Origin of the sequence: Streptomyces sp. NPDC096013, from assembly GCF_044763565.1 — a bacterium.
Classification (GTDB): Bacteria; Actinomycetota; Actinomycetes; order Streptomycetales; family Streptomycetaceae; genus Streptomyces.
Genome location: NZ_JBIWGK010000001.1, coordinates 1,221,104 through 1,239,698, shown reverse-complemented (window position 1 = coordinate 1,239,698; position 18,595 = coordinate 1,221,104). Strand labels below are relative to the sequence as shown.

Genomic DNA, 18,595 nt, shown 5'->3' with positions numbered 1-18,595 from the left:
CACCATGGACGACGACTCCGGCACCCCCGCCCCCACCGGCCTCCGCGCCAGCGCACTTCTCGGCCGCCCCAAGCTGTGGCTGATCCCCACCGTGCTCACCGGCCTGCTCGCATTCCTGCTGTCCCTCCTCTACATGGGCGGCATCGTCAACCCCAACCGCGAGCTGAAGGCGCTGCCCATCGCCCTCGTCAACAGCGACACCGGCAGACCGCTCACCGGGCAGCGGCAGAACCTCGGCACCCAGATCGCCCACTCCATCACGGCCGACTCCAGCAGCCGCGCGGCCGGTTGGCGCATGCTCACCAGAGCCCAGGCACAGGACGAACTCGACGCCGGAAAGGTCTACGGCGCCCTGGTCATCCCCGCCGACTTCACGAACTCCGTCGCCGCGCTGACCACCGCGAACGCCACCGCCCGCCCCACGATCACCGTGCTGACCAACCCCGGCAAGGGCAGCCTCGGCTCCTCCCTCGCCAGCCGGATCAGCACCACCGCGGCCCAGCAGGCGTCCCTGGCCATCGGCAAGCAGCTCACCGCGGCTGCACCGAAGGCCGACGGTACGCAGAAACTGCTCCTCGCGGACCCCGTCGCCGTCACCACCCAGGTCGGCCACCCCATCGGCGCCAACAGCGGCATCGGCCTGACCGCCTTCTACTACACCCTGCTGCTGGTCCTGGCCGGATTCATGGGCGGCAACGTCATCAGCAACGGCGTCGACACCGGCCTCGGCTACGCCGACAACGAGATCGGCCCCTGGCACACCCGCCGCCCCACCGTCCCGATCAACCGCACCCAGACGCTGGTCCTGAAGATGGTCATGACCGCCGGGATCACCGTCCTCAGCGTCTCCCTGATCATGCTCGCCAGCGTCAGCATCCTCGGCATGGACGCGACCCACATCCCGCTCCTGTGGATCTACTCCTACTGCGCCGCCCTCGCCGTGGGCCTCGGCGTCCAGGCCATCAACGCCGCGTTCGGCGGAATCGGCCAGCTCATCTCCATGTTCGTGTTCATCGTCCTCGGCCTCCCCTCCTCCGGCGCGACCGTCCCCCTCCAGGCCGTCCCCGGCTTCTACCGCTTCCTCTCCCACTTCGAGCCCATGCGCCAACTCAGCGACGGCGTCAGGGCGATCCTCTACTTCGACGCCCGCGGCGACGCGGGCCTCAGCCGCGCGTGGACCATGATCGGCATCGGCGCGGCGATCGGCCTGCTCTTCGGCTTCGCGATGGTCCAGTACTACGACAGAAAGGGCCACAAGCGCCTGACGCCGCAGCCTGCGTGAGCCGGTCAATTGGTCCGGAAGGTCCGAGAGTTGACTCTCAGGGTTTCTGAGAGAACACCCTCGGATCTTGGATTCCGGCAACGGTTCGATACGGCCGCTGGGCGCGCTGGTCGGAGGAGCGATGTCGGCCCCCTGTGACACCCAGGTCACAACTCCCGTGCGGCGCTCACCCGTTCACCCCCGTGTAGTGCGCGAGGCTCCACCGCCACAGCAGCCGTGATCCGAGGTACGCCAGGACGCCCACCAGCGGTGAGATCGCGGCGAGCCAGTACGGGACGCCGGTGTCGTGGCCGTGGCCGGTCAGTACGGCGGCCGGGAGGTAGGCGACGAAGGCGAGCGGGAGGGCGTAGGTGAGGAAGCCGCCGACCGCGCGGGGCAGGACGTTGAGCGGGTAGCTGCCGAAGGTGCCGAGGAGGTCCTCCAGCCAGCGGCTCCAGTAGTCCGCGGACGGGAAGCGGAGCGACGCGCCGGCCACGGCCGTGAAGAGGGCCGCCTCCAGGAGCATGCCGCCGAGGAGCGCGGCGATCAGATACGCGATCCGGCCCGGCGTCCAGTCCAGGTGACTGCGGCTGAGCGCGCCGATCATCAGGCCGGTCGCCACCGTCAGGTCGCCGATCGCGTTGGTGGGGAAGTACTCCAGCTGTGCCTGGCGGTGGACCGGCATCGGGCGGACCAGGTAGATGTCGACACGACCCTCCTGGATGTACCGGCCGATGCCGTGCATCCGGCCCAGGACCAGCACCATCAGGCCGTGCGCCATCATCCGCGTCGCCGGGATCAGCAGCACGTCCGAGCTGTCCCAGCCGCCCATCCCGGCGAACCGGGTGAGCAGCACCGTCGCGAACACGATCACCGACACCTGCCAGATCGCGCCGATCGCGATCATGAGCAGGAACTCGGTGCGATATTCCAGCTGGGCACGGAAGTTGAGGCGCGTGATGCGCCAGACGATGCGGACGGCGTTCACCGACATCAACCTCCTTGGGCCACGACCCGGCGGGCGGCGCGCCGCCACAGGAACCGGGTGAACAGGGACAGGGCCACCACCCAGGCGGCCTGGAGGGCGAGTTGGGCCCCCGCGTCGGACAGCGGGACCCGGCCGACGTAGATCGACAGCGGCACGCTCAACGTCGCCTGGAACGGCAGGAACCCGCTCATCGTGAGAAACCAGCCCGGGAAGAACCACAGCGGCGCGTACACGCCGGACAGCAGGTTCTGCGCGAAGATCAGGATGAGCATCGCGGCACCGTTGCGGAGCGTCCAGAAGCACAACTGGTCGATGACGAGCATGACGTAGTAGAGGACGAGCTGGCCCAGCAGCATGGTCAGCGCGAACACCCCCGCCACGGCAGCCGACTTGGGCGGTGCGACGACACCGGCGGCGAGACAGACGACGTAACCCGTCAGCGCCCAGGCCAGCCCGTACACCTGCTCGCCGAACGCCCGCAGCGCGTAGTAGCGCTGGGGCGGCAGCGGGCGCAGGTACCAGTAGATGATCGTGCCGAAGTGCATGTGCTGAAGGACCTGTCCCGGCCCGCGTACTGGTCCAACTCCCGCAGCCGGGACGCGAGTACGGCCAGGACGGCATACGTCACCGCCTGGTCGCGGGTGAGCCCGGCGGTGGGGCCGGTGTGGGCGTACAGGCCGCGCCACAGGGACGCCACCAGCACCACCTGCACGGTGAGGCGGAGCAGGGCGGCCGTGATGCGGGGCGGGGCGAGCAGTTCACCGAGCGGGGTGACACGGGCGGCGCGCCAGGCGTACGGGGCGGCCATATCAGGCCTCCTCGGCCGGCGGCCCGGCCTGGACGTAGGCGGCCCGCATCACGTCCTCCAAGTCGGCCTCGTCCATGGCGACTTCGGTCACCTCGTACCGCTCGATGACCTGGTTCAGCGCCTGATGGACGGTCGGCCCCTCGGCCCCGTCCGGGCCGAACACCACCTGCGGGCCGTCCCGCCGGACGAGTGCGATGCCCGGCAGCGGTACGACCTCGGCGTGCGCGTCGGCCAGCGTCGCGCGGATCTGCCAGGTCGAGCCGAACGTCCGGCGGATCTCGTCGAGGGTGCCGTCCAGGACCAGGCGGCCGTGGTTGATGAGGACGACCCGCTCGGCGAGCCGGGCGACCTCCGTCATGTCGTGCGTGGTCAGCAGGACCGTACGGCCGCGCTCCTCGACCTGGTGCCGCAGGAACTCCCGCACCTGCTCCTTCACGACCACGTCCATGCCGATGGTCGGCTCGTCGAGGAAGACGACCGGAGGGTCGTGCAGCAGGGCCGCGGCCAGATCGCAGCGCACCCGCTGGCCGAGCGAGAGATGCCGGACGCGGGTGTCCCAGAACGCGGACAGTTCGAGGATGTCGTCGAACTCCCGCAACCGCGCCGCGTGTTGGTCCCTCGGCACCTCGTAGATGTCCCGCAGGATCGCGAACGACTCACGCACCGGGAGGTCCCACCACAGCTGGGTGCGCTGCCCGCAGCACATTGGCACAGGAAGTGATCGATGTTACATTAAGTAACAGGAGATCACGCAGTGTCATCACCGGCCGACAGCATAGTAAGGGCACACCAAGGAGACCTAACCGGGCTTAACTTCGCCGGTTTGGTTCGTCTGTCCTTTGAGCTCGATCCGTTCCGTAGTTCTCGCGGTACTCCGCTCACCGGTCTGGACATCAACAACCGGGACGAGCAGGAGAAGCTTTGCCGGTCATACGTTGAGTCTCGGGGCGGCAACTACGTCGGCACCTACGACGAGCCCGACACATCCGCCTGGAAGAAGAAGCGGGTTAAGCAGCCCGACGGCACCACGGTGTACCGCGTCATCCGGCCCGTCTTTGAAGGCTCGCTAAAGGACCTCAAGAACGGCTCACCGGTCTCGGGTCACTTCACGCCGCTGGACGGCATAGACCCGCATACGGCTGTCAATGGCCTCATCGTCTACGACGTTGACCGCCTTACCCGTGACAACCGGCATCTAGAAGACGCCATTGAGGTTGTCCAGTACTTCCACCGGCCCATCCTTGATATCCGTGGGTCACTCGACCTACTCACCGACAACGGCCGCCAGGCGGCCCGCCACATAGTGGCCGTCCATAACGGTGCTTCGGCTGCAACATCACGCAGGCTCAAGGACAGTCACGCTTCCCGCGCCGTCCGGGGTATCCCCGTTGGTGGTAACCGTCCCTTCGGCTGGGCCGACGACAAGCGCACCATCATCGAGGAAGAAGCCGAGCAGATCCGGCAAGCGGCCAAACATCCTGGCGGACATTGGACCGGCCACCATCGGTGGGAGGTGGAACGCGCAAGGGAAGCGCACCACCAAAGGCAACCCATGGCGTCGCCGGACGCTAAATCACATGCTGCTGTCTCCGCGTATGGTCGGGTGGCGCGTTTATAACCCAACTACCGTGCCGCTTCAAAAGCGGGACATCATCGGCCCGGATGGTGAGCCGGTGAAAGGTCAGTACGACGCCATCTTGGACGAGGATGTTTGGCTAGCCGTAGTCGACAAGCGCACCAATGACGATCGCCTCGGGGCGGGGGAGTATTCGGGCAAGCGTAAGTATTGGTTGTCCGGGCTCATCCGCTGCGGCAACTGTGGCGCCAAGATGAACGGCATGGCTCAGCCGGGTAACCGCTTCATCTACGTCTGTAGGGACGGCTGCGGCAAGAACACCGGCTAGGGTAACGCCATTGACCAACTCATCCGTGAGCTTCTGTTTGCCCGCTACGACCAGCAGCGCGTGACGATTGAAGTTGCGCCGTGGCCCAAAGCAGCCGAGCTAGAAGAAGCCCGCGCCGAAAAAGCGAGCCTGCTTGCCCAGTTCCAAGAAAACTCGGACATGGGCGCTTACATCTGGCCGAAGATTCGGGAGCTAGACAAGAAGACTAGCGAGCTCATGAAGGAGCGCACCAAGTACACTCGCAAGACTTCAGGGCCCAAGGTAACCAGTATTGCGGAGCAGTGGCCCGACCTGGTTCTTGAACAGCGGCGTGCCATAGCGGACGAGACCTTTGCGGCCATCGTCCTCAACCGGGCTGGTCATAGGGCTAACCGGTTTGATCCGGCTAGGCTACAGGTCGTGTTCCACCAAGAATAGCGGCCACGCGCTTCGTGCGTTTGGCACTCAAGGCGGGCGCATCTACAAGCTGACTGCTCACCCAGTCTTGAACCAGCTGGGCTGAAAGCACCTCATCACTTCGGTGTTGGGGTGCCTTCTTTGTGCTCGAATGCTTCATGCCAACGCTCTATTACTTGTCCTCATTTTACGCTCAATCGAGCCAATTGCCCAGCATCATCGGGCCTGTTGAAGCCCAGTCGGCGGCGCCTGAGTACAAGCAGTACTCAGGCATGAAAAGGGCCCTCGTAAGTGAACACCTACGAGGGCCAGACCCCGGACGGGGTAGGGGAAGCCCCGCCCGGGGCGCCTTTGGTCAGCGAGCGGCAGCACCATTTGCGGACTGCTGTTGCTGCTGAGCAGCGAAGTACTGGCGCACGACGTCATCCGGCACGCGGCCCTTGTCGTTCACCTCGATGCCGTTCTCTTGGGCCCAAGTGCGGACGGCCTGACTGTCGTAGTCACCGTAGGCAAAGCCCATCTGGCCGTTGCCACTGTTGGCGAACCGCCGCCCACCGACCTTGGGGTCGACCAGGCGGGATGCCTTGTTGAACGGTGCCAAGGCGTCACGGAGCTTCTTGGCGTTGGCGTCGGACAGGTCGATCTCTCGGTGAGAACACCACGCGCATCTAGGAGTCTGTGAATCACCCGGCGCAGTGAGTCGGCGTGCAGGTCGCAGTAAAAATGGAAATGGCCAGTCAGAGGCAACACAATGGCTGCTTGGTCTGGACACCGCCACGGCGGATTACCGTCGAGGCCGAGGTCTTCATACTCGCACCATGGCATCTCGCCGGTGAACAGGGGATAGCCGCTATCCATCCTTATGAGCCTTCCGCCGGCGCGCGGCCCAATGGTGCGCTAGCGCTCAGGAGATCGAGCCGCGCTCCAGCTTTTGAAGGTGCTACCGCCGCACGAGATGTGCATTGGTCTCGCCACTCCGTCAAACGTGTCCAACAGAAGTAACACTATAAATAGTAAAGTACATGGCGAAGAAAGGCCTGAGTCGAAGTGCCAAACATAGACCGAAAACCGGGGCTACTTTCTGGTCCGGGGTCTCATCAAAAGCTAAGCAGGGCAGGGGACAATAGGGGGATACCGAAAATTAGTACCGGTTTCATGACCCGCTATGGCATACTGCGCCCCATGGAGATCAGAGTGGACCCGGAACGGACCACCTACGCGATGTTCAAGAACGAAGTCCGCAGGTTCAACCAGCAGGCCCTTCTTGAGCTGATAGCAACCAAGTGCGGTGCCCTCCAGGATGAAGAAGTCATGCGCTGGAGTCCGTACTTTCCATGGGCGCTCGCGGCGACCGCGCAAGCGTCACTGCTCTACGGTAACCCATATCGGTCTACCATTCCCAGAGAGACCGACTTGGCGCGCTGCTGCCTGCTGTACGCGAACATCACACCCTTGGAAACTGCTGGCAGCCCATTGGCTACGCCGCTTTCTATACTGACGCGGATCGCATTTGAACAGTTCCCGTATCAGGAGTCAGGTTCCGAGGAAGTAGCGCGCGCAGATGCCTTCTTCAACGGGTACAGCGGTCGAAAGCCTTGTGAAGTTATCTCCGAAGAGACTCTGCATGAGTTGCTGGGGGCCAGTGTCACTGAAGCCGTTGGTGTGGGGCTTCTACTCCACGGCGGGGCTTATTACAACCACGGCTATTACGATCCGGGGTGGCTCGATCAGCCCAACTTCGCGGATGTACTGGAGGAAGTCCCCCGGCACACTATCGAGAGCGTAAGCAAGAACCACTACTTGATTGACATCCCAGGCTTTCAGGCAAAGGCCGCCGAGGCGCCGGCCAACGCACTCTTGCCGCAGTACACGTTTAACCCACTCACAGAACGTCCGTTCATCCAAATGCCAGATGGCCGGGCCTTGGCTCCAGTTCCTCACCTCGTTACCCGCAAGCTATCGCCCATCGAGCTCTACTATGCGGGAATCAAGCGGTTCGGAGTGGCCTTTGCTCGGGATATGGGCGAGCTCTTCGAGGATTACGTTGGCCGTCAGTTTGAGGCGTTGCCACACGCTACGGTTACACCCGAGATTGAGTACCGGGTGAAGAAAGACCATGTGAAGACTGTCGATTGGTTTGTCAACCTGGGAAGCCATCTGTTGCTCGTTGAGGCCAAGGCATCGCGGTTCACTCTTGGCAGCCGCATCGGCGATGAAACCCTTGAGACACAGCTGCAGAACACTATTGGAAAGGCTTTCACGCAACTTAACCGCACTCACAAAGCTCTACTTGACGGGCAGCTAGGTGAGGAAGTACCACGGGATCTGCCCATTATCGGGATCGTAGCCACGCTGGACTCGGCATACGGAATGAACGGGGTCTTCGTGCGCAAGCTCCTTCCCGATACTGACGTACCAGTGATCGTCGCATCCGCCCGGGATATCGAGATGTTGGTAGCCATTGGCCAGCGAGAAGACATCAACCCCATACTTCAAGGAATCGTCAGCGGTGAGCAGGCAACTTGGCATCTAGGCCCGGCGTTGAGCGAGCACTACCAGCAGGGAGACAAAAACCCTCTGCACGAGGCAGCATGGGCTAAATATCCATTCAGCTAGTCACGTGCACACGTGTGCGCCCAGAGCCGTTTTCCGGCAGCCATGTCGGAAAATGTGCGACGTAGGATTATGGCTACCTCAAGCCCCTATTGGGTCGTTTAAGCCAATTGTCTACACGAGTTTGCCAGGTGACGACCTCAATCTCTTCGTCACGTGGCGGATACCTAAGCGAAATACGAGCCTCCACCATGAACCTTTTAACATCGCCGTAGGAATTATCCAAATCTGACGATCGTGGCTCACCCCCTCCCGAAACAATCCAGTGCCGCAGCTTCTCTGACGACCGTTCGAGGGCTCGGGCTGCTTCTTCTGCGACGCGGACGGTTTGCGACGGCCCCTCAACCATAACTGCCGCGACACTTTGTATCGCCACAGTGTTCAGGGATGACATTTTGTTAAAACGCTCTGCCGCCAGTGATGCGTTTTGCATGGGCATGTGGAATTCATACTTGAGTGATTGCAAAGCAGTGTAATGAGTCATGAGGGCCGTCGCGCACGCACTGTAAGTCATCTTTCGCACCGACAGGTGTTCTTTTCTCCTTTGCAGGGCAGCAATAACCCAAGTGAAGCCACCGCCCACCACCACGCCAACCAAAGGGCCGATATATGCCCATGCCGTCGCCTCACATGCTGTCGTCACATCGGCATGATCGAGCTTTGCCAAGCAGTTTCATAATGACTCGCCCGTAGCCAGCGCACCTGGTACCCAAACGGCTTAGCGTGTTTGATGATCCACCAGATACATTGGGCGAGGTAGAAGAGTCACACGCTACGCGTCAGCCGTGCTGCATTCGTGGCACCATGGCACTGTGCCGTCACCCCGGCGGTATAGAGCAATCTGGGCCGCCCGTAGAACTGTCACGTAGCACCTTGCGCTTTTGTACTACATGGATTCCCGGGGCAAAATCAGGACCTATGATTTGGGCGTACCAGCCTAGCTTGTTGTTGATTGTCAGGGACCGGAGCCACTTATCCATCGGCCCCTCAACATCGACAACAACGAGGACGCGACTTACGCCGACTGCATTTATGGCGCCCACAGCGATCCCGTCAGCCGACCAGTGGTCGCTATCCATCATGGAGACAGGCTTGTCTAGGTAGCTTTGTTTACCAGGAACCTGAATCCCAATCCACAGGGAGTGACCTGGGAGCGCATGCCCTGTACCTCTAACTGGGATGCATCGTGGAACAGAAGCACCATCCGCTGGTGACTCTATTTGAACGTTTATCCTTGGAGATGCCGTCACGCTGGGAGTGGGAGCAGACTTTCCATCGCTACCTGTTTGATGACCCAAGTAAAAGATGAGCACTCCAAGACCAAAACCTCCTACAGTACCGATTCCCGTTAACAGCCCACCTAGCGTCTTTATGGCCTCATGAACTCTGCCACGCTGTCGGGGTGGTGCTGGCGTAGGACTTCCCATGCCACTCCCAGTGCGTCTGGTCTATGGTGTCGCCTTCAGTCGATACCCCTAGCGTGACACGACGGGGCCGGACTGACTATCGAACGCGCGCACCGACCTTACTCTGAGTGGCAACGTAATCGGACTGATCAATTCCACTTCTGCTACCTGCTAGCTCTGCGCTAAAGGCTAGGCCTTGTCGCCACCAAAGCGAAGAACGGCATACTGGTAGACCCAGTAAGCGAGAACGGCAATGAGGGCCACCACGATCACGCTCGCGCCTTCCTGGTTGAGCGTCAACGGGAAGGTAGCGCGGACTGATAGCCATGCAAACGATGCAGCAACGAGCGTTGCCACAAGCGGCACCCAAATAGGCTGTTTGTCGGTGAGCCGGTAGAGAACCAGCAAGCTAGCCAGAGGTGCAGCCATCTGTAAATACGGAAGATCCATATTAAGTTGCACTCGCACGGCATAGTCCACTAGCCACAAAGCAAACCAGGCAAAGACGAATGCTAATGTCGCGAAGAGAGTTTTTCCAAAGTCGGAACGAAAAAGTGAAGAGCTCGTAGGTTAATTCTTGATTAATAAGAAAACGCCCCTCTCGGATTATACTCCGACAAGGGCTTTAGACATATGGACGGCCTCTAGATGCAGGCCGTTCTGGTGGTGCCGGTGAAGTAGAAGCCCGTCGAATGCATCTCTGCGTAGACGCACTTGGTCGGCGAGTATATCTGCGACGTCCAGGCGGTTGCCCAGGCCGGTTTGCTGTAGTCCTGGCGATAGCCGGTCTGAGGCTGGTACGCCGTGAGGTTGTACGAGAAGCCCTGCTGCGGCGAGAAGCGCGCCCAGTTCGTCTTGCAATTGGGCGACCAGCGCAATTCCAGGAATCCGCCGTAAACCCTCTGGCCCAGCCAGTTGTTCACGTAGACATCCGTCGCGGCCACCGTGACTCCATCTGCGGCACAACCAGTGGCCGCCGGGTCCTGGCCGGAGCAGTAGTCACCGTAGCAACTCGCTGCCGAAGCGGTCGGCGCCATGGCTATTCCTGCCACAGTCGTTCCAGCCAGAAGGGCAAGAACTGCGCCCACCCTCCCGGCCTTGCCTCTGATCTTCGTCAGTAGTTCTTTCATGGGTACTCCCACGGATGATCCGTGCACGAATCGGGACTAAATGAATATAAACAATCAAAGAAAGCCCGTCAATCCTTTCGTGTAGGCATTTGTGGTAACCGTAAGCAGAATTGACCAATACGCTAGCGACCCATCAAATGGATGGCGGCATGAAGTTCAATTTCCTGTATCTGTAGCGCGTCCCTCGCCTTTCAGGAACAGGGGCCGACGTCACCGTTACTGCTGGCTGCCAGCCATCAGCTGAGGCTGCCTTGCCGAACATCCGCTTAGGTCATCGCTCCGCCGGCGCCGCCTCATGACAGTGGATTAGCAGCCATCCGGCCCTACAACTCCCTTGCCCCGTGGCGCTGATCAGCGGCGTTCAATGTCCTGGCTGAGTGTCAGTAGGGCGGCGTACGATCTGGGCATCTGTGTGGATCATTCCAAGATCGGACCAACCATGCCAGCCCTGACAGACCCGCTCGATGATGCCCAACTCACCTTGCTCAAGGTCATGGCCGAACCCTTCCTCAAGGATGGGCAGTGGCCGTTCTGGCGCTACGTCGACGGGATGATGGACCACCTGGGCTACGACGATGCTGAGCAAGTACTCAAGTCTTTGCCGGTAGTCGGGTCTACCGGGCCCATTGGCGCTTCATATGGGCTGACTTGGTACGACCGGGCCCGGTTGGCAGATGACAGCCGTCCGGCCCTCACTGCTGCTGCTGGTCTCCACTCGCCTGAGTTGCGGCACTTCTTCGGTGACAACTTCATTTCCGTCTTGCAGTACCTCATTAAGCATCAGCGTGCCATCGTGCCGTCCCCCGACCAGAGCGAGGACACGTACGTCAACTCGGAGCAATTCAAGCGCGACTTTCCTGCCGTCACGGACGAGTTCGTTGCAGCTTTGCCGGGCGTCTTCGAACGTGAGCCGGTACTGCGGCGTGGCTACCGACCGTGGGGCAGTGACCCAGGTAGTTGGCAATTCCTGCTTCACAAGTGGCTCAAAGAGTACCGGGGTGTTGATGATCTGTCCGGCTATGTGGAGCGGGTTTCTGAGCTGACCATGGCAGCCAACAACATCACTATTCCGGCCAGTCCACTGCCAGCCATGGCATCGGTGTTTGGTTCTTCCGGTGGCCGGTTGTCACTTGAAGAAAGGTTTTCAGGCGGTCTACCAACTGTTACGGGAGCCGTCAGCCCGCGTACCGTCCTGCCGTCCGAGGAGCCGCCGCAGTACATCAATGAAGAGCTCATCAAGGAGCTGGAAGGAACGCAGGGCCAGACCAAGTGGAGTTTGGACAAGCTGCTGAAGCTGCTGCGTGAACTCAACGACTGTTACGCCGAGGATCGACCCTATGCTTGCCATGCGCTGGTGCGGGCCGTCATCGATCACGTGCCACCGATTCTTGGGCAGACCTCGTTTGAGTCCGCCATAAGCAGCTACAAGTGGACCCGGACAGACAAGAAGTACATGGCGCGGCTCCTGGACTTCAAAACACAGGCAGACGATGTGCTTCATCGTCACATTCGTACCAGTAAAGATGTTATCTCAATGCACGACCTGGTACCCCTCGGGTCGCACGTGAATGCCCTGCTGCGGGAGTGCATCGACAAGCTCTAGGATGTGGCACAAAATATAGATCACGAAAGAGGCCGCATGGTAGTGAAGGCACAGCTAGAGTTCCGCATCACGCCCGTCCGCTGCCTTCCCATAGTCCCGCTTGATGACGTTGCGGCTACGGCTGCATAGAGGATCACCCCAAAACGCACCCCTGGCACGGTTAACGGGCTTCTCCTCCTCGGTAGCCCTGAGCTCGGCTCCCGTGTCGGGGGTGCTTTTGCGTGTCCATGCGCCATCCTCCATGCCATGCCGACCACGCCCGATGGTGCGTCATCTCGCCCCGACCGTTACTGCTGTTCCGCAGGCAGCTCGTCGAACGGATCATCTACCTTTGTCTCAGCGTACGGACGCGCCGTTGCATCCTGCCCGATTTTGTACTTCTCAGACTGAGCACCGGATACAACGCGAAACGGCTGGTTGCCATGGTTGAGGTCACCCACCACCGTGACGCTCTTACCCGCACTACTGGCCCATGAGATCGCTAGCCTGAAGCTATAGTCACTCACATTAGTAAAGGGCAAGATCTCCATTGTTTCCGGTACGCTCTTCGTTACCTGGTAAGGAAAACGTCGAACCAACTCAGCATCAGACTCATCTTTACCAACCTTGAACACCTTTCGCTGGCCCGGCGAATCCAGGTTGATAGAGAACTGGCTTTCACCGCTCCCCCCACAACCCCCTTCCGATTTCAGACGCAGGGCTTTCGGGGCAGGGGCTACCTTGACCGGAACGATCGATACATCATTGATCGTGATGGCTTCGTCACTCGTGCCATGGATTTGCACCTTCAGGATGACGAAGTTAGCCGGTTCCCCCAGGTACTTTTTATCGAAATTCGACTTCAGCCCCATGATGTCGTACGGCGGCACCCAGCGCCGCTTCCACTCAGTGTCGATGGCCGCGAGAGATGGCGGCTTCAAATACACCATTCCGCTGCCGTTTTCACAAGAATCCCAAGGACTTGGCTGCTCCAAGGTTGCAGTGAAAGGCGTTTTCGCCATGCTTGTAGTCGGGCCGGTTTTGGGGCTTGAGGGCTTTGGTTTGGCGTCATCATCTTTGAAGGGGTGCGCAATGCCATCGGTCACCCACGAGACGGCACCCTGCGTGATTGCAGTAATGCTGCCGGACAAGCCCACAAGCACTGCCGCCCAGACAAATGTCTTGACCTTCTTGCTCATCGGCTGCGGCTGCTGGTTGCCTCCCGAGCCGTTTGGCTGAGTGTCCGCATCTGGAGTGTTGGTGTCCGCCATCCCCCACCTCGCTGCTCAACAGGCGGCCAGTGTGCCCTAGTTACACCCAAGTGGGGAGGCTTTTGATCCAACTATCCATATCTTCACGACGGTTGGCACCCGACCCGAGGCCACTACGTGCCTGATACGCCATAGCGGATCATCCGGGCCACGCCGGCCCCGCGCGATGGTGCGTCATCCGCTTGGCTCCTGGCCGACGTAGAGCTGCTGTAGCGCGTCAGCCAGCCAGCGGACGACCCAAGGGCGACTCCCGTAGTCCAAGCACGTTCAGCGGGCTCTGATCACGCTGGGCTGCCGCTCATGCCGACGCCCCGCGGCCGTCATCATGCGGTCGCGTTCATGAACGTCATTGGACCCCAGTTGCGCAGACGCCAGACCCCGGGTAGCGATGAAGCGACTGGTTGCCCATCACCATCTTCATAGAGCCAGCGCAGATTCACGGTCTGCTGGGAACCGTCCGCAAAGCACAGCGCTACCCTGATCAGGCAGACGGCCGGAGCGGTGTGGTCAATGGCCTCGATCTCGTAGCTCTTAAGATCGAGTCCTTCGTACTCAATCCGCACCAGTCGAGGCATGGCATTGCCGTGCGGTTGGCGTACCTCAGTCGAGATTTTTTGAGCCATCTGCCCGTAGTTTTTATCTATCCAAGCAGTCAGGAACTCATCGACTAGCTCTCTCGCCGGATGCTCGGCAAAGCCACTTTCTCCGGGGTGCAGGGTGGATGATTGCCATGCCTCATTGGCGCGCTTGCGCTTATCGTTCTCGGCGACCTGGGCGAAGATTTCTTTCCAGCTCGCTTTCTCTGGAGGCGGTTGCTGTTCCTTAATCCGCGCCTGTGCCCAGTCGGCCACGGCAAAGAGGCGATTCCATGCCTTGGTCGCTACAATCACGTTGTCATAATTGAGTATGCTGCCGTGCACGATACCGTTGCGGTACAACTCAAATACTGGCTCTTCGTTCGTGGCGCTCTTTCCCTTGGTGAACGTCCTATGCGCGTTGGTCAGTCCCATGTGATGCCCAACCACGCTGTCCCAGGCGCGAAGCTCCTCCGCTTCCCGAGCATGCAAGCCACGACGCACGGTCTCAAACTCGTTCACAAATCCATCCATCACGCTCAGCAGAACATGAATACAGGCGTAGTACCTCTCGGCGAAGTAATCGTCCTGAGCTGTAAGGATGAGCGCCATCCTCTTGCGCATGGCGGGCAATTGGTTAAGTCGCGCAATCATGAGGCGCAGATTGTCGGGGTCGTTGTACAGCGCGATTAGCCCGGCTTCCGCTTCCCCCGCATCGGGATTCTCATTCAAAAGGACGGTGATGTCACTGACAGACAACGTGTCATGGAAGATCCAATTTCGGGGCCCGAGGAGGTTGTAATACTGATCCACGGTGTCACCCAGACCCTTGATCTGTTGCTCAAGGGTTTTCACAGTTGCCCGTTGCTTCCGGGAGAATAGGCTCAGCGCTCGCAGGCCCTGGAGCTGTCTCTTCAACTCCACAAACGAGGGAAGGTCGTGCGCCGATTGATAGTCCATCTGGTTATGTTACGCCTAGGAATCGGCTAGTACTACCGAATTCCGGTAGCCTCAAAGCTGTATGACGATGGGTCATCAAATGGGGTTCATGCTTGCATCATTCGCCCATGCTTACCCGAGCCGGCGGGGCGATGGCGCAAGCGGATGATGGCCTGTACTGCCGCCTACTCCGACTGCGAGAAGATTTTGGCAACCGGCAGGTAGCAGTGCCCCGTCTGGCTGGCGTGCTTCCTCTTGTGGGTCATCAGCTCGTCCAGGCGGATGCGCTGATCCAACACGGCCATGAAGTCCAGGCCGTCCATCGTGATGAACGGCGTGCTGTACGCGTACACGTCTAGGGCGTCCGAGGTGAAGCCGCTCATGCTGATGTAGAGGCCGAGGGTGTTCTTGCCCTTGCGCTCGATGTTCGCCTTGAAGATGTCGAGCAACGGCCGCCCGATGGCGTCCTTCCACCACTTCGCCTCCAGGACGTAGTGGTCAGTATCGAAGGAGAACGCGCCATCTATCTGCTCATGCTCCATGACGTAGGACGCCCGCGGCTCCAGGTCGTAGAGCGCGAACAGCTCGTTGATGAAGCCCTCAAAGTCCCGGCCCCGCTGGTGCTTGTCGGTGGCCGAGTACATCACCATGAAGCGTTGCTTCAGGTCATCATGGGCCTGGGCGAACGCCCGGCCGTCCTGGGCTAGCTTGGCACTCTCCGCGATGGCGACCGCGTGTGCCTCGTGCTCCGCAATGACTTCCCGCTGCTTGGCAGTCCAGCGCTTCAGTTCAGCTACGGCGGCAGTCGCCTTGGCTACCTTGTCGGCAGCATCCTCCTGGGACACCAGGTTGGGGAAGGTTTCCATGGCCGCGATGTCGAGCATGAGTGCGACCGTCACATCGAGGTATCGGGCTTCATTGGCGCGCAGCAGCTTGACCAACTGGCCGGACACTTCCCGCTTGGTGGACGATTGGAAGCTCAGTTGCGCCAGGAGCTCGCTGTGGTCCTTGAGCATGCCCCTCACGTACAGCTCAAACGGCCCCTTGTTCCAGAAGACGAACGTCAAGGCTTCGACGAGCGCCAGGTAAGCACTCTGGTTCATCGACTTGCTACGGGCGCTGTCCTGCATCCGTCCCCCTCCGCAGACCACCACGCACTCACGGTCACCGACCTATCACGGTACCGCGCGATCAGTCGATGACCAGCCTGTACGACAAGGCTTGATCCAAGGAGCCGTGATGGTCCGTCATCCGATGGGCGCCGGCGATGCGATGACACAAGCTGATGACGGGTAGTACCCGCGCTGTGGCTGGTACTCGTCAGAGCCAGTAGTAGCGGTCGTCGGCAACGTAGTCCGGCTCCTGCCATCCAGCGTTCTTCGGATGGTTCTGCCAGAACGAGCGAAGCAGCATCAGGCTCTCAACGACGAGCGCCATCAGTTCGGCCTGGTCGCGGATGAAGTTCTTGTTGGTGACGTTCGAGCGCACGGTGTGGGCAGGTTTCTGCCGCGCGGTACGGACGTCCCGCAGGGGCTTGAGCACGCCTCGCCGGTCGCCTTCGGGGATGTTGTGCTTGGCTAGGAGGCGATCCAGTCGGTTCAGGCTGCCGATGGGCTGGTCATTCTCGTCCTTGCGTGGCACGTCAGCCGCATCAAAGGCCTTGTGTTGCAGGTTCTCGGAGAGCAGCTTGTCGAGCTGGTGGATGAACGCGTCGTACTCATGCTGGGACGCACGAAGTACCCACCCGAACTCTCGCGGACGGTCCACTGTCTTGAGTAGTGGCACCCCGAAGGCCTGCGTGTGGAGCTTGTTCCAGGCCTCCAGCTCAAAGAAGAACCGGGCGAACGGGCCGAGACCATCAGGCCAGTGCCCCATCTGGGCGGCCATCCATACCGGGTGAGGCCTCGCCTCCGGCTTCGCGGTGACCTCATAGGTTCGCCATCGCTGCTGGTGGCCCGGAGTCAGCTTGGACAGGTCGCCCAGGAAGGCGCAGATGTAGCGCGTGATGGGTTCAGTACTGTCCCGCTTGATGGTCGTCTCGTTGTAGGCAAAGCCCACGTGGTAGATCGAAGTCTTGTCATCCGGATCTTCGTCCTCGTCCAAGTAGACCTCATCCGAGACTGAAATCCTGACCCCGAAGTCATCGAAGTCGAAGTGGAAGCGAGGGTCGTTGCGGTAGCTCTCCAGCACGTCGAACCTGAAGTAGGCCAGCTCCAGCGTTCCACGCCCTTCGGCCAGCCGACGCCGGTACGGCTCGTCATGATGCAGTTGCGCATCAAGTCGGCCCTCCAGGGCCCTGGCCGTCGGGTAGAGACAGATGGCGCCGCGCTCGGTGCCTGAGTTATTGATGTCGTCCCGCTGCTGCTCAACTGGCCGTCGGTTCGGCCAAGGGCGGATGTGCGGGTTCGGGTAGTCGGCCTCGCCTACAACCTCAATGAGTCCGTCATCAAGCAGGCCAACGGCCGTGCGCCGGACACCCTCCGGCTCCTCGTGAAAGAAGTAGCCGTTGAAGTCGCCCGAGCCCAGGTAGTGATCAACGATTTGGTCTAGAAGGCCTGTCATGTCCAGATAATAACAAGAACGCCCGGTATCAAATAGCGGTTTTCCTGACCACGCGGGCAGGGGGCATGTCTCGCCATCGGCTGGTCCGGTCCGCGCCGGCCGCGCGATCAGATAGCCGGATGAGCGGCAGCACAAGGGGCGTGCCCAAGCCGTGATCGAGGTGTCAGGTGCCCTCGACCGGTAGCGGTTGGTAGTAGGCCAGACTGAAGCTGCTGCGTGTGAACGGACTGGCATTTGTTCCGCCCAATCCTGCAAATTGATCCACTGCTTCAGACGTTAGAACGTGGACGCCCTCAATTTCAGGACCGGTATACCTGGCTTTAGCAACGTCCCAGAGGCTAACCATGGCCGTGATGATCGCGTGGGTCTGAATCATCGTCTGCTCAGCGTCAATCCATCGAGTTGTACGCCGCCACAGACGGTCCTTGTTCTCCTTGGTCTCGATCTCCAGGTAGCTCAAGCTTGGACCGCCGCCACCGAAGGACGCCCCAGTTTGATCATCAGTTACCACCAGATTGGCTGGACCTGAGAGGACTGCAAGACCGTGCTTAGCTGAGTTGTACAGGTTACTGTCACTCAGGAGACGTGCGGCAACAAGACGCAGAAAGCGCCTCATTGTGCGGATGTGCGGCTGGACCTCATCATCCGACCCATCGCTGATGCGCCCCAGAAAAACCCGACTTATGTCTTCTGCCGGGATGGGCTCGTCTCGAAGCTGAGCAACTCGCTTCTTGAACACCTTGAAACTGGTCAGACCGGCGCACTCTAGCCATGGGCAGGGTGATCCCTCGGCGTGGGCGAGATACAGACGCAGCAGCGCCTCAGACGCGTGATGAACGAGTACTTCGGCCTCGGCGGAGATGAAGGCTTTGAGAGAAGTCATGCCCTCGTCGGTTGGCTCGCCCTCTTGCTGCTTGATGGTTAGGTCACCATAGCTAAACCCGTCAGCCAGCATGGCATCCAGCTCGCGCGGCTTGGCTGCGGCCAGAAGCAGCAGGTCCAACCGCTTGCGGAAGTAGTCCGCAGGATCAGAGCCGTAGAAGGATCGGTTGAGATCGGGGAACTGCTCTGGTGCCAGATCTTCGTTGGGGTTGGCATGCGCCACGGTTAGCCTCCTTTCAGGCCGGGATCACTGTACGCAACTCGGCGGCGACTGGTGC

The 18,595-nt window shown here is 60.6% G+C and carries 16 protein-coding genes and 2 pseudogenes; 6 read left to right on the top strand and 12 right to left on the bottom strand.

Going from position 1 to position 18,595, the window contains the following annotated elements; all coding sequences use genetic code 11:
* Window positions 1–4 precede the first annotated feature (4 nt).
* A complete protein-coding gene (locus ACIRB1_RS05390) occupies window positions 5–1,282 on the top strand; it encodes a YhgE/Pip domain-containing protein (RefSeq protein WP_403464623.1) in 1,278 nt (425 codons plus the stop codon).
* Between the two features lie 166 nt (window positions 1,283–1,448).
* Here the strand turns inward: ACIRB1_RS05390 and ACIRB1_RS05385 are convergent, their stop codons facing one another.
* The 3 genes and pseudogenes from ACIRB1_RS05385 to ACIRB1_RS05375 form a co-directional block, all read right to left on the bottom strand.
* Window positions 1,449–2,255, bottom strand: coding sequence for an ABC transporter permease (locus tag ACIRB1_RS05385; RefSeq protein ID WP_403464622.1), 807 nt, complete (start codon window positions 2,253–2,255; stop codon window positions 1,449–1,451).
* Window positions 2,255–3,057, bottom strand: a pseudogene (locus ACIRB1_RS05380) (ABC transporter permease). The gene ACIRB1_RS05385 and the pseudogene ACIRB1_RS05380 overlap by 1 nt, the downstream one beginning before the upstream one ends.
* Before the next feature lies 1 nt (window position 3,058).
* A pseudogene (locus tag ACIRB1_RS05375) lies at window positions 3,059–3,754 on the bottom strand (AAA family ATPase); the annotation flags it as partial.
* A 126-nt stretch (window positions 3,755–3,880) separates the two neighbouring features.
* Between ACIRB1_RS05375 and ACIRB1_RS05370 the strand changes: the two are divergent.
* From ACIRB1_RS05370 to ACIRB1_RS05360, 3 genes are read left to right on the top strand one after another with little or no spacing between them, the layout of a single operon-like run.
* The gene (locus tag ACIRB1_RS05370; protein ID WP_403464919.1) at window positions 3,881–4,675 is read left to right on the top strand and encodes a hypothetical protein; all 795 of its coding nucleotides are present in this window, start codon (window positions 3,881–3,883) and stop codon (window positions 4,673–4,675) included.
* A complete protein-coding gene (locus ACIRB1_RS05365; RefSeq protein WP_403464908.1) occupies window positions 4,560–4,961 on the top strand; it encodes a recombinase family protein in 402 nt (133 codons plus the stop codon). The genes ACIRB1_RS05370 and ACIRB1_RS05365 overlap by 116 nt, the downstream gene beginning before the upstream one ends.
* A gap of 60 nt (window positions 4,962–5,021) precedes the next feature.
* Complete coding sequence (locus ACIRB1_RS05360) at window positions 5,022–5,378, top strand: hypothetical protein (protein WP_352177737.1); 357 nt, start codon at window positions 5,022–5,024, stop codon at window positions 5,376–5,378.
* A 334-nt stretch (window positions 5,379–5,712) separates the two neighbouring features.
* Here ACIRB1_RS05360 and ACIRB1_RS05355 read toward each other — a convergent pair whose 3' ends face one another.
* Window positions 5,713–6,129, bottom strand: coding sequence for an Lsr2 family protein (locus ACIRB1_RS05355; RefSeq protein WP_352178270.1), 417 nt, complete (start codon window positions 6,127–6,129; stop codon window positions 5,713–5,715).
* 410 nt (window positions 6,130–6,539) lie between these two features.
* Between ACIRB1_RS05355 and ACIRB1_RS05350 the strand changes: the two genes are divergently transcribed.
* Window positions 6,540–7,973 carry a hypothetical protein gene (locus tag ACIRB1_RS05350; protein ID WP_352177736.1) on the top strand — a complete coding sequence of 478 codons (1,434 nt, stop codon included), beginning with the start codon at window positions 6,540–6,542 and terminating at the stop codon, window positions 7,971–7,973.
* A 73-nt stretch (window positions 7,974–8,046) separates the two neighbouring features.
* Here ACIRB1_RS05350 and ACIRB1_RS05345 read toward each other — a convergent pair whose 3' ends face one another.
* The 3 genes from ACIRB1_RS05345 to ACIRB1_RS05335 all read right to left on the bottom strand — a co-directional run bounded on the left by ACIRB1_RS05345 (window position 8,047) and on the right by ACIRB1_RS05335 (window position 10,506).
* On the bottom strand, window positions 8,047–8,637 hold the full coding sequence (locus ACIRB1_RS05345) for a hypothetical protein (protein WP_403464621.1): 591 nt from the start codon (window positions 8,635–8,637) through the stop codon (window positions 8,047–8,049).
* A 928-nt stretch (window positions 8,638–9,565) separates the two neighbouring features.
* Window positions 9,566–9,856 carry a hypothetical protein gene (locus ACIRB1_RS05340; RefSeq protein ID WP_352177734.1) on the bottom strand — a complete coding sequence of 97 codons (291 nt, stop codon included), beginning with the start codon at window positions 9,854–9,856 and terminating at the stop codon, window positions 9,566–9,568.
* A gap of 164 nt (window positions 9,857–10,020) precedes the next feature.
* Window positions 10,021–10,506: a DUF2690 domain-containing protein gene (locus ACIRB1_RS05335; protein ID WP_352177733.1), complete on the bottom strand. Its 486-nt coding sequence runs from the start codon at window positions 10,504–10,506 to the stop codon at window positions 10,021–10,023.
* A gap of 412 nt (window positions 10,507–10,918) precedes the next feature.
* On the opposite strand from ACIRB1_RS05335, the gene ACIRB1_RS05330 reads away from it, so the two are divergent.
* On the top strand, window positions 10,919–12,109 hold the full coding sequence (locus ACIRB1_RS05330) for a hypothetical protein (RefSeq protein WP_352177732.1): 1,191 nt from the start codon (window positions 10,919–10,921) through the stop codon (window positions 12,107–12,109).
* A 287-nt stretch (window positions 12,110–12,396) separates the two neighbouring features.
* Here the strand turns inward: ACIRB1_RS05330 and ACIRB1_RS05325 are convergent, their stop codons facing one another.
* The 5 genes from ACIRB1_RS05325 to ACIRB1_RS05305 all read right to left on the bottom strand — a co-directional run bounded on the left by ACIRB1_RS05325 (window position 12,397) and on the right by ACIRB1_RS05305 (window position 18,540).
* The gene (locus ACIRB1_RS05325; protein WP_352177731.1) at window positions 12,397–13,359 is read right to left on the bottom strand and encodes a hypothetical protein; all 963 of its coding nucleotides are present in this window, start codon (window positions 13,357–13,359) and stop codon (window positions 12,397–12,399) included.
* Between the two features lie 323 nt (window positions 13,360–13,682).
* Window positions 13,683–14,894, bottom strand: a complete 1,212-nt coding sequence (locus ACIRB1_RS05320; RefSeq protein ID WP_352177730.1) for a hypothetical protein — start codon at window positions 14,892–14,894, stop codon at window positions 13,683–13,685.
* A 164-nt stretch (window positions 14,895–15,058) separates the two neighbouring features.
* Window positions 15,059–16,003, bottom strand: coding sequence for a restriction endonuclease (locus ACIRB1_RS05315; RefSeq protein WP_352177729.1), 945 nt, complete (start codon window positions 16,001–16,003; stop codon window positions 15,059–15,061).
* Between the two features lie 190 nt (window positions 16,004–16,193).
* Complete coding sequence (locus tag ACIRB1_RS05310) at window positions 16,194–17,435, bottom strand: hypothetical protein (protein ID WP_352177728.1); 1,242 nt, start codon at window positions 17,433–17,435, stop codon at window positions 16,194–16,196.
* 163 nt (window positions 17,436–17,598) lie between these two features.
* Window positions 17,599–18,540, bottom strand: a complete 942-nt coding sequence (locus ACIRB1_RS05305) for a hypothetical protein (protein WP_403464620.1) — start codon at window positions 18,538–18,540, stop codon at window positions 17,599–17,601.
* Between the last annotated feature and the right edge of the window lie 55 nt (window positions 18,541–18,595).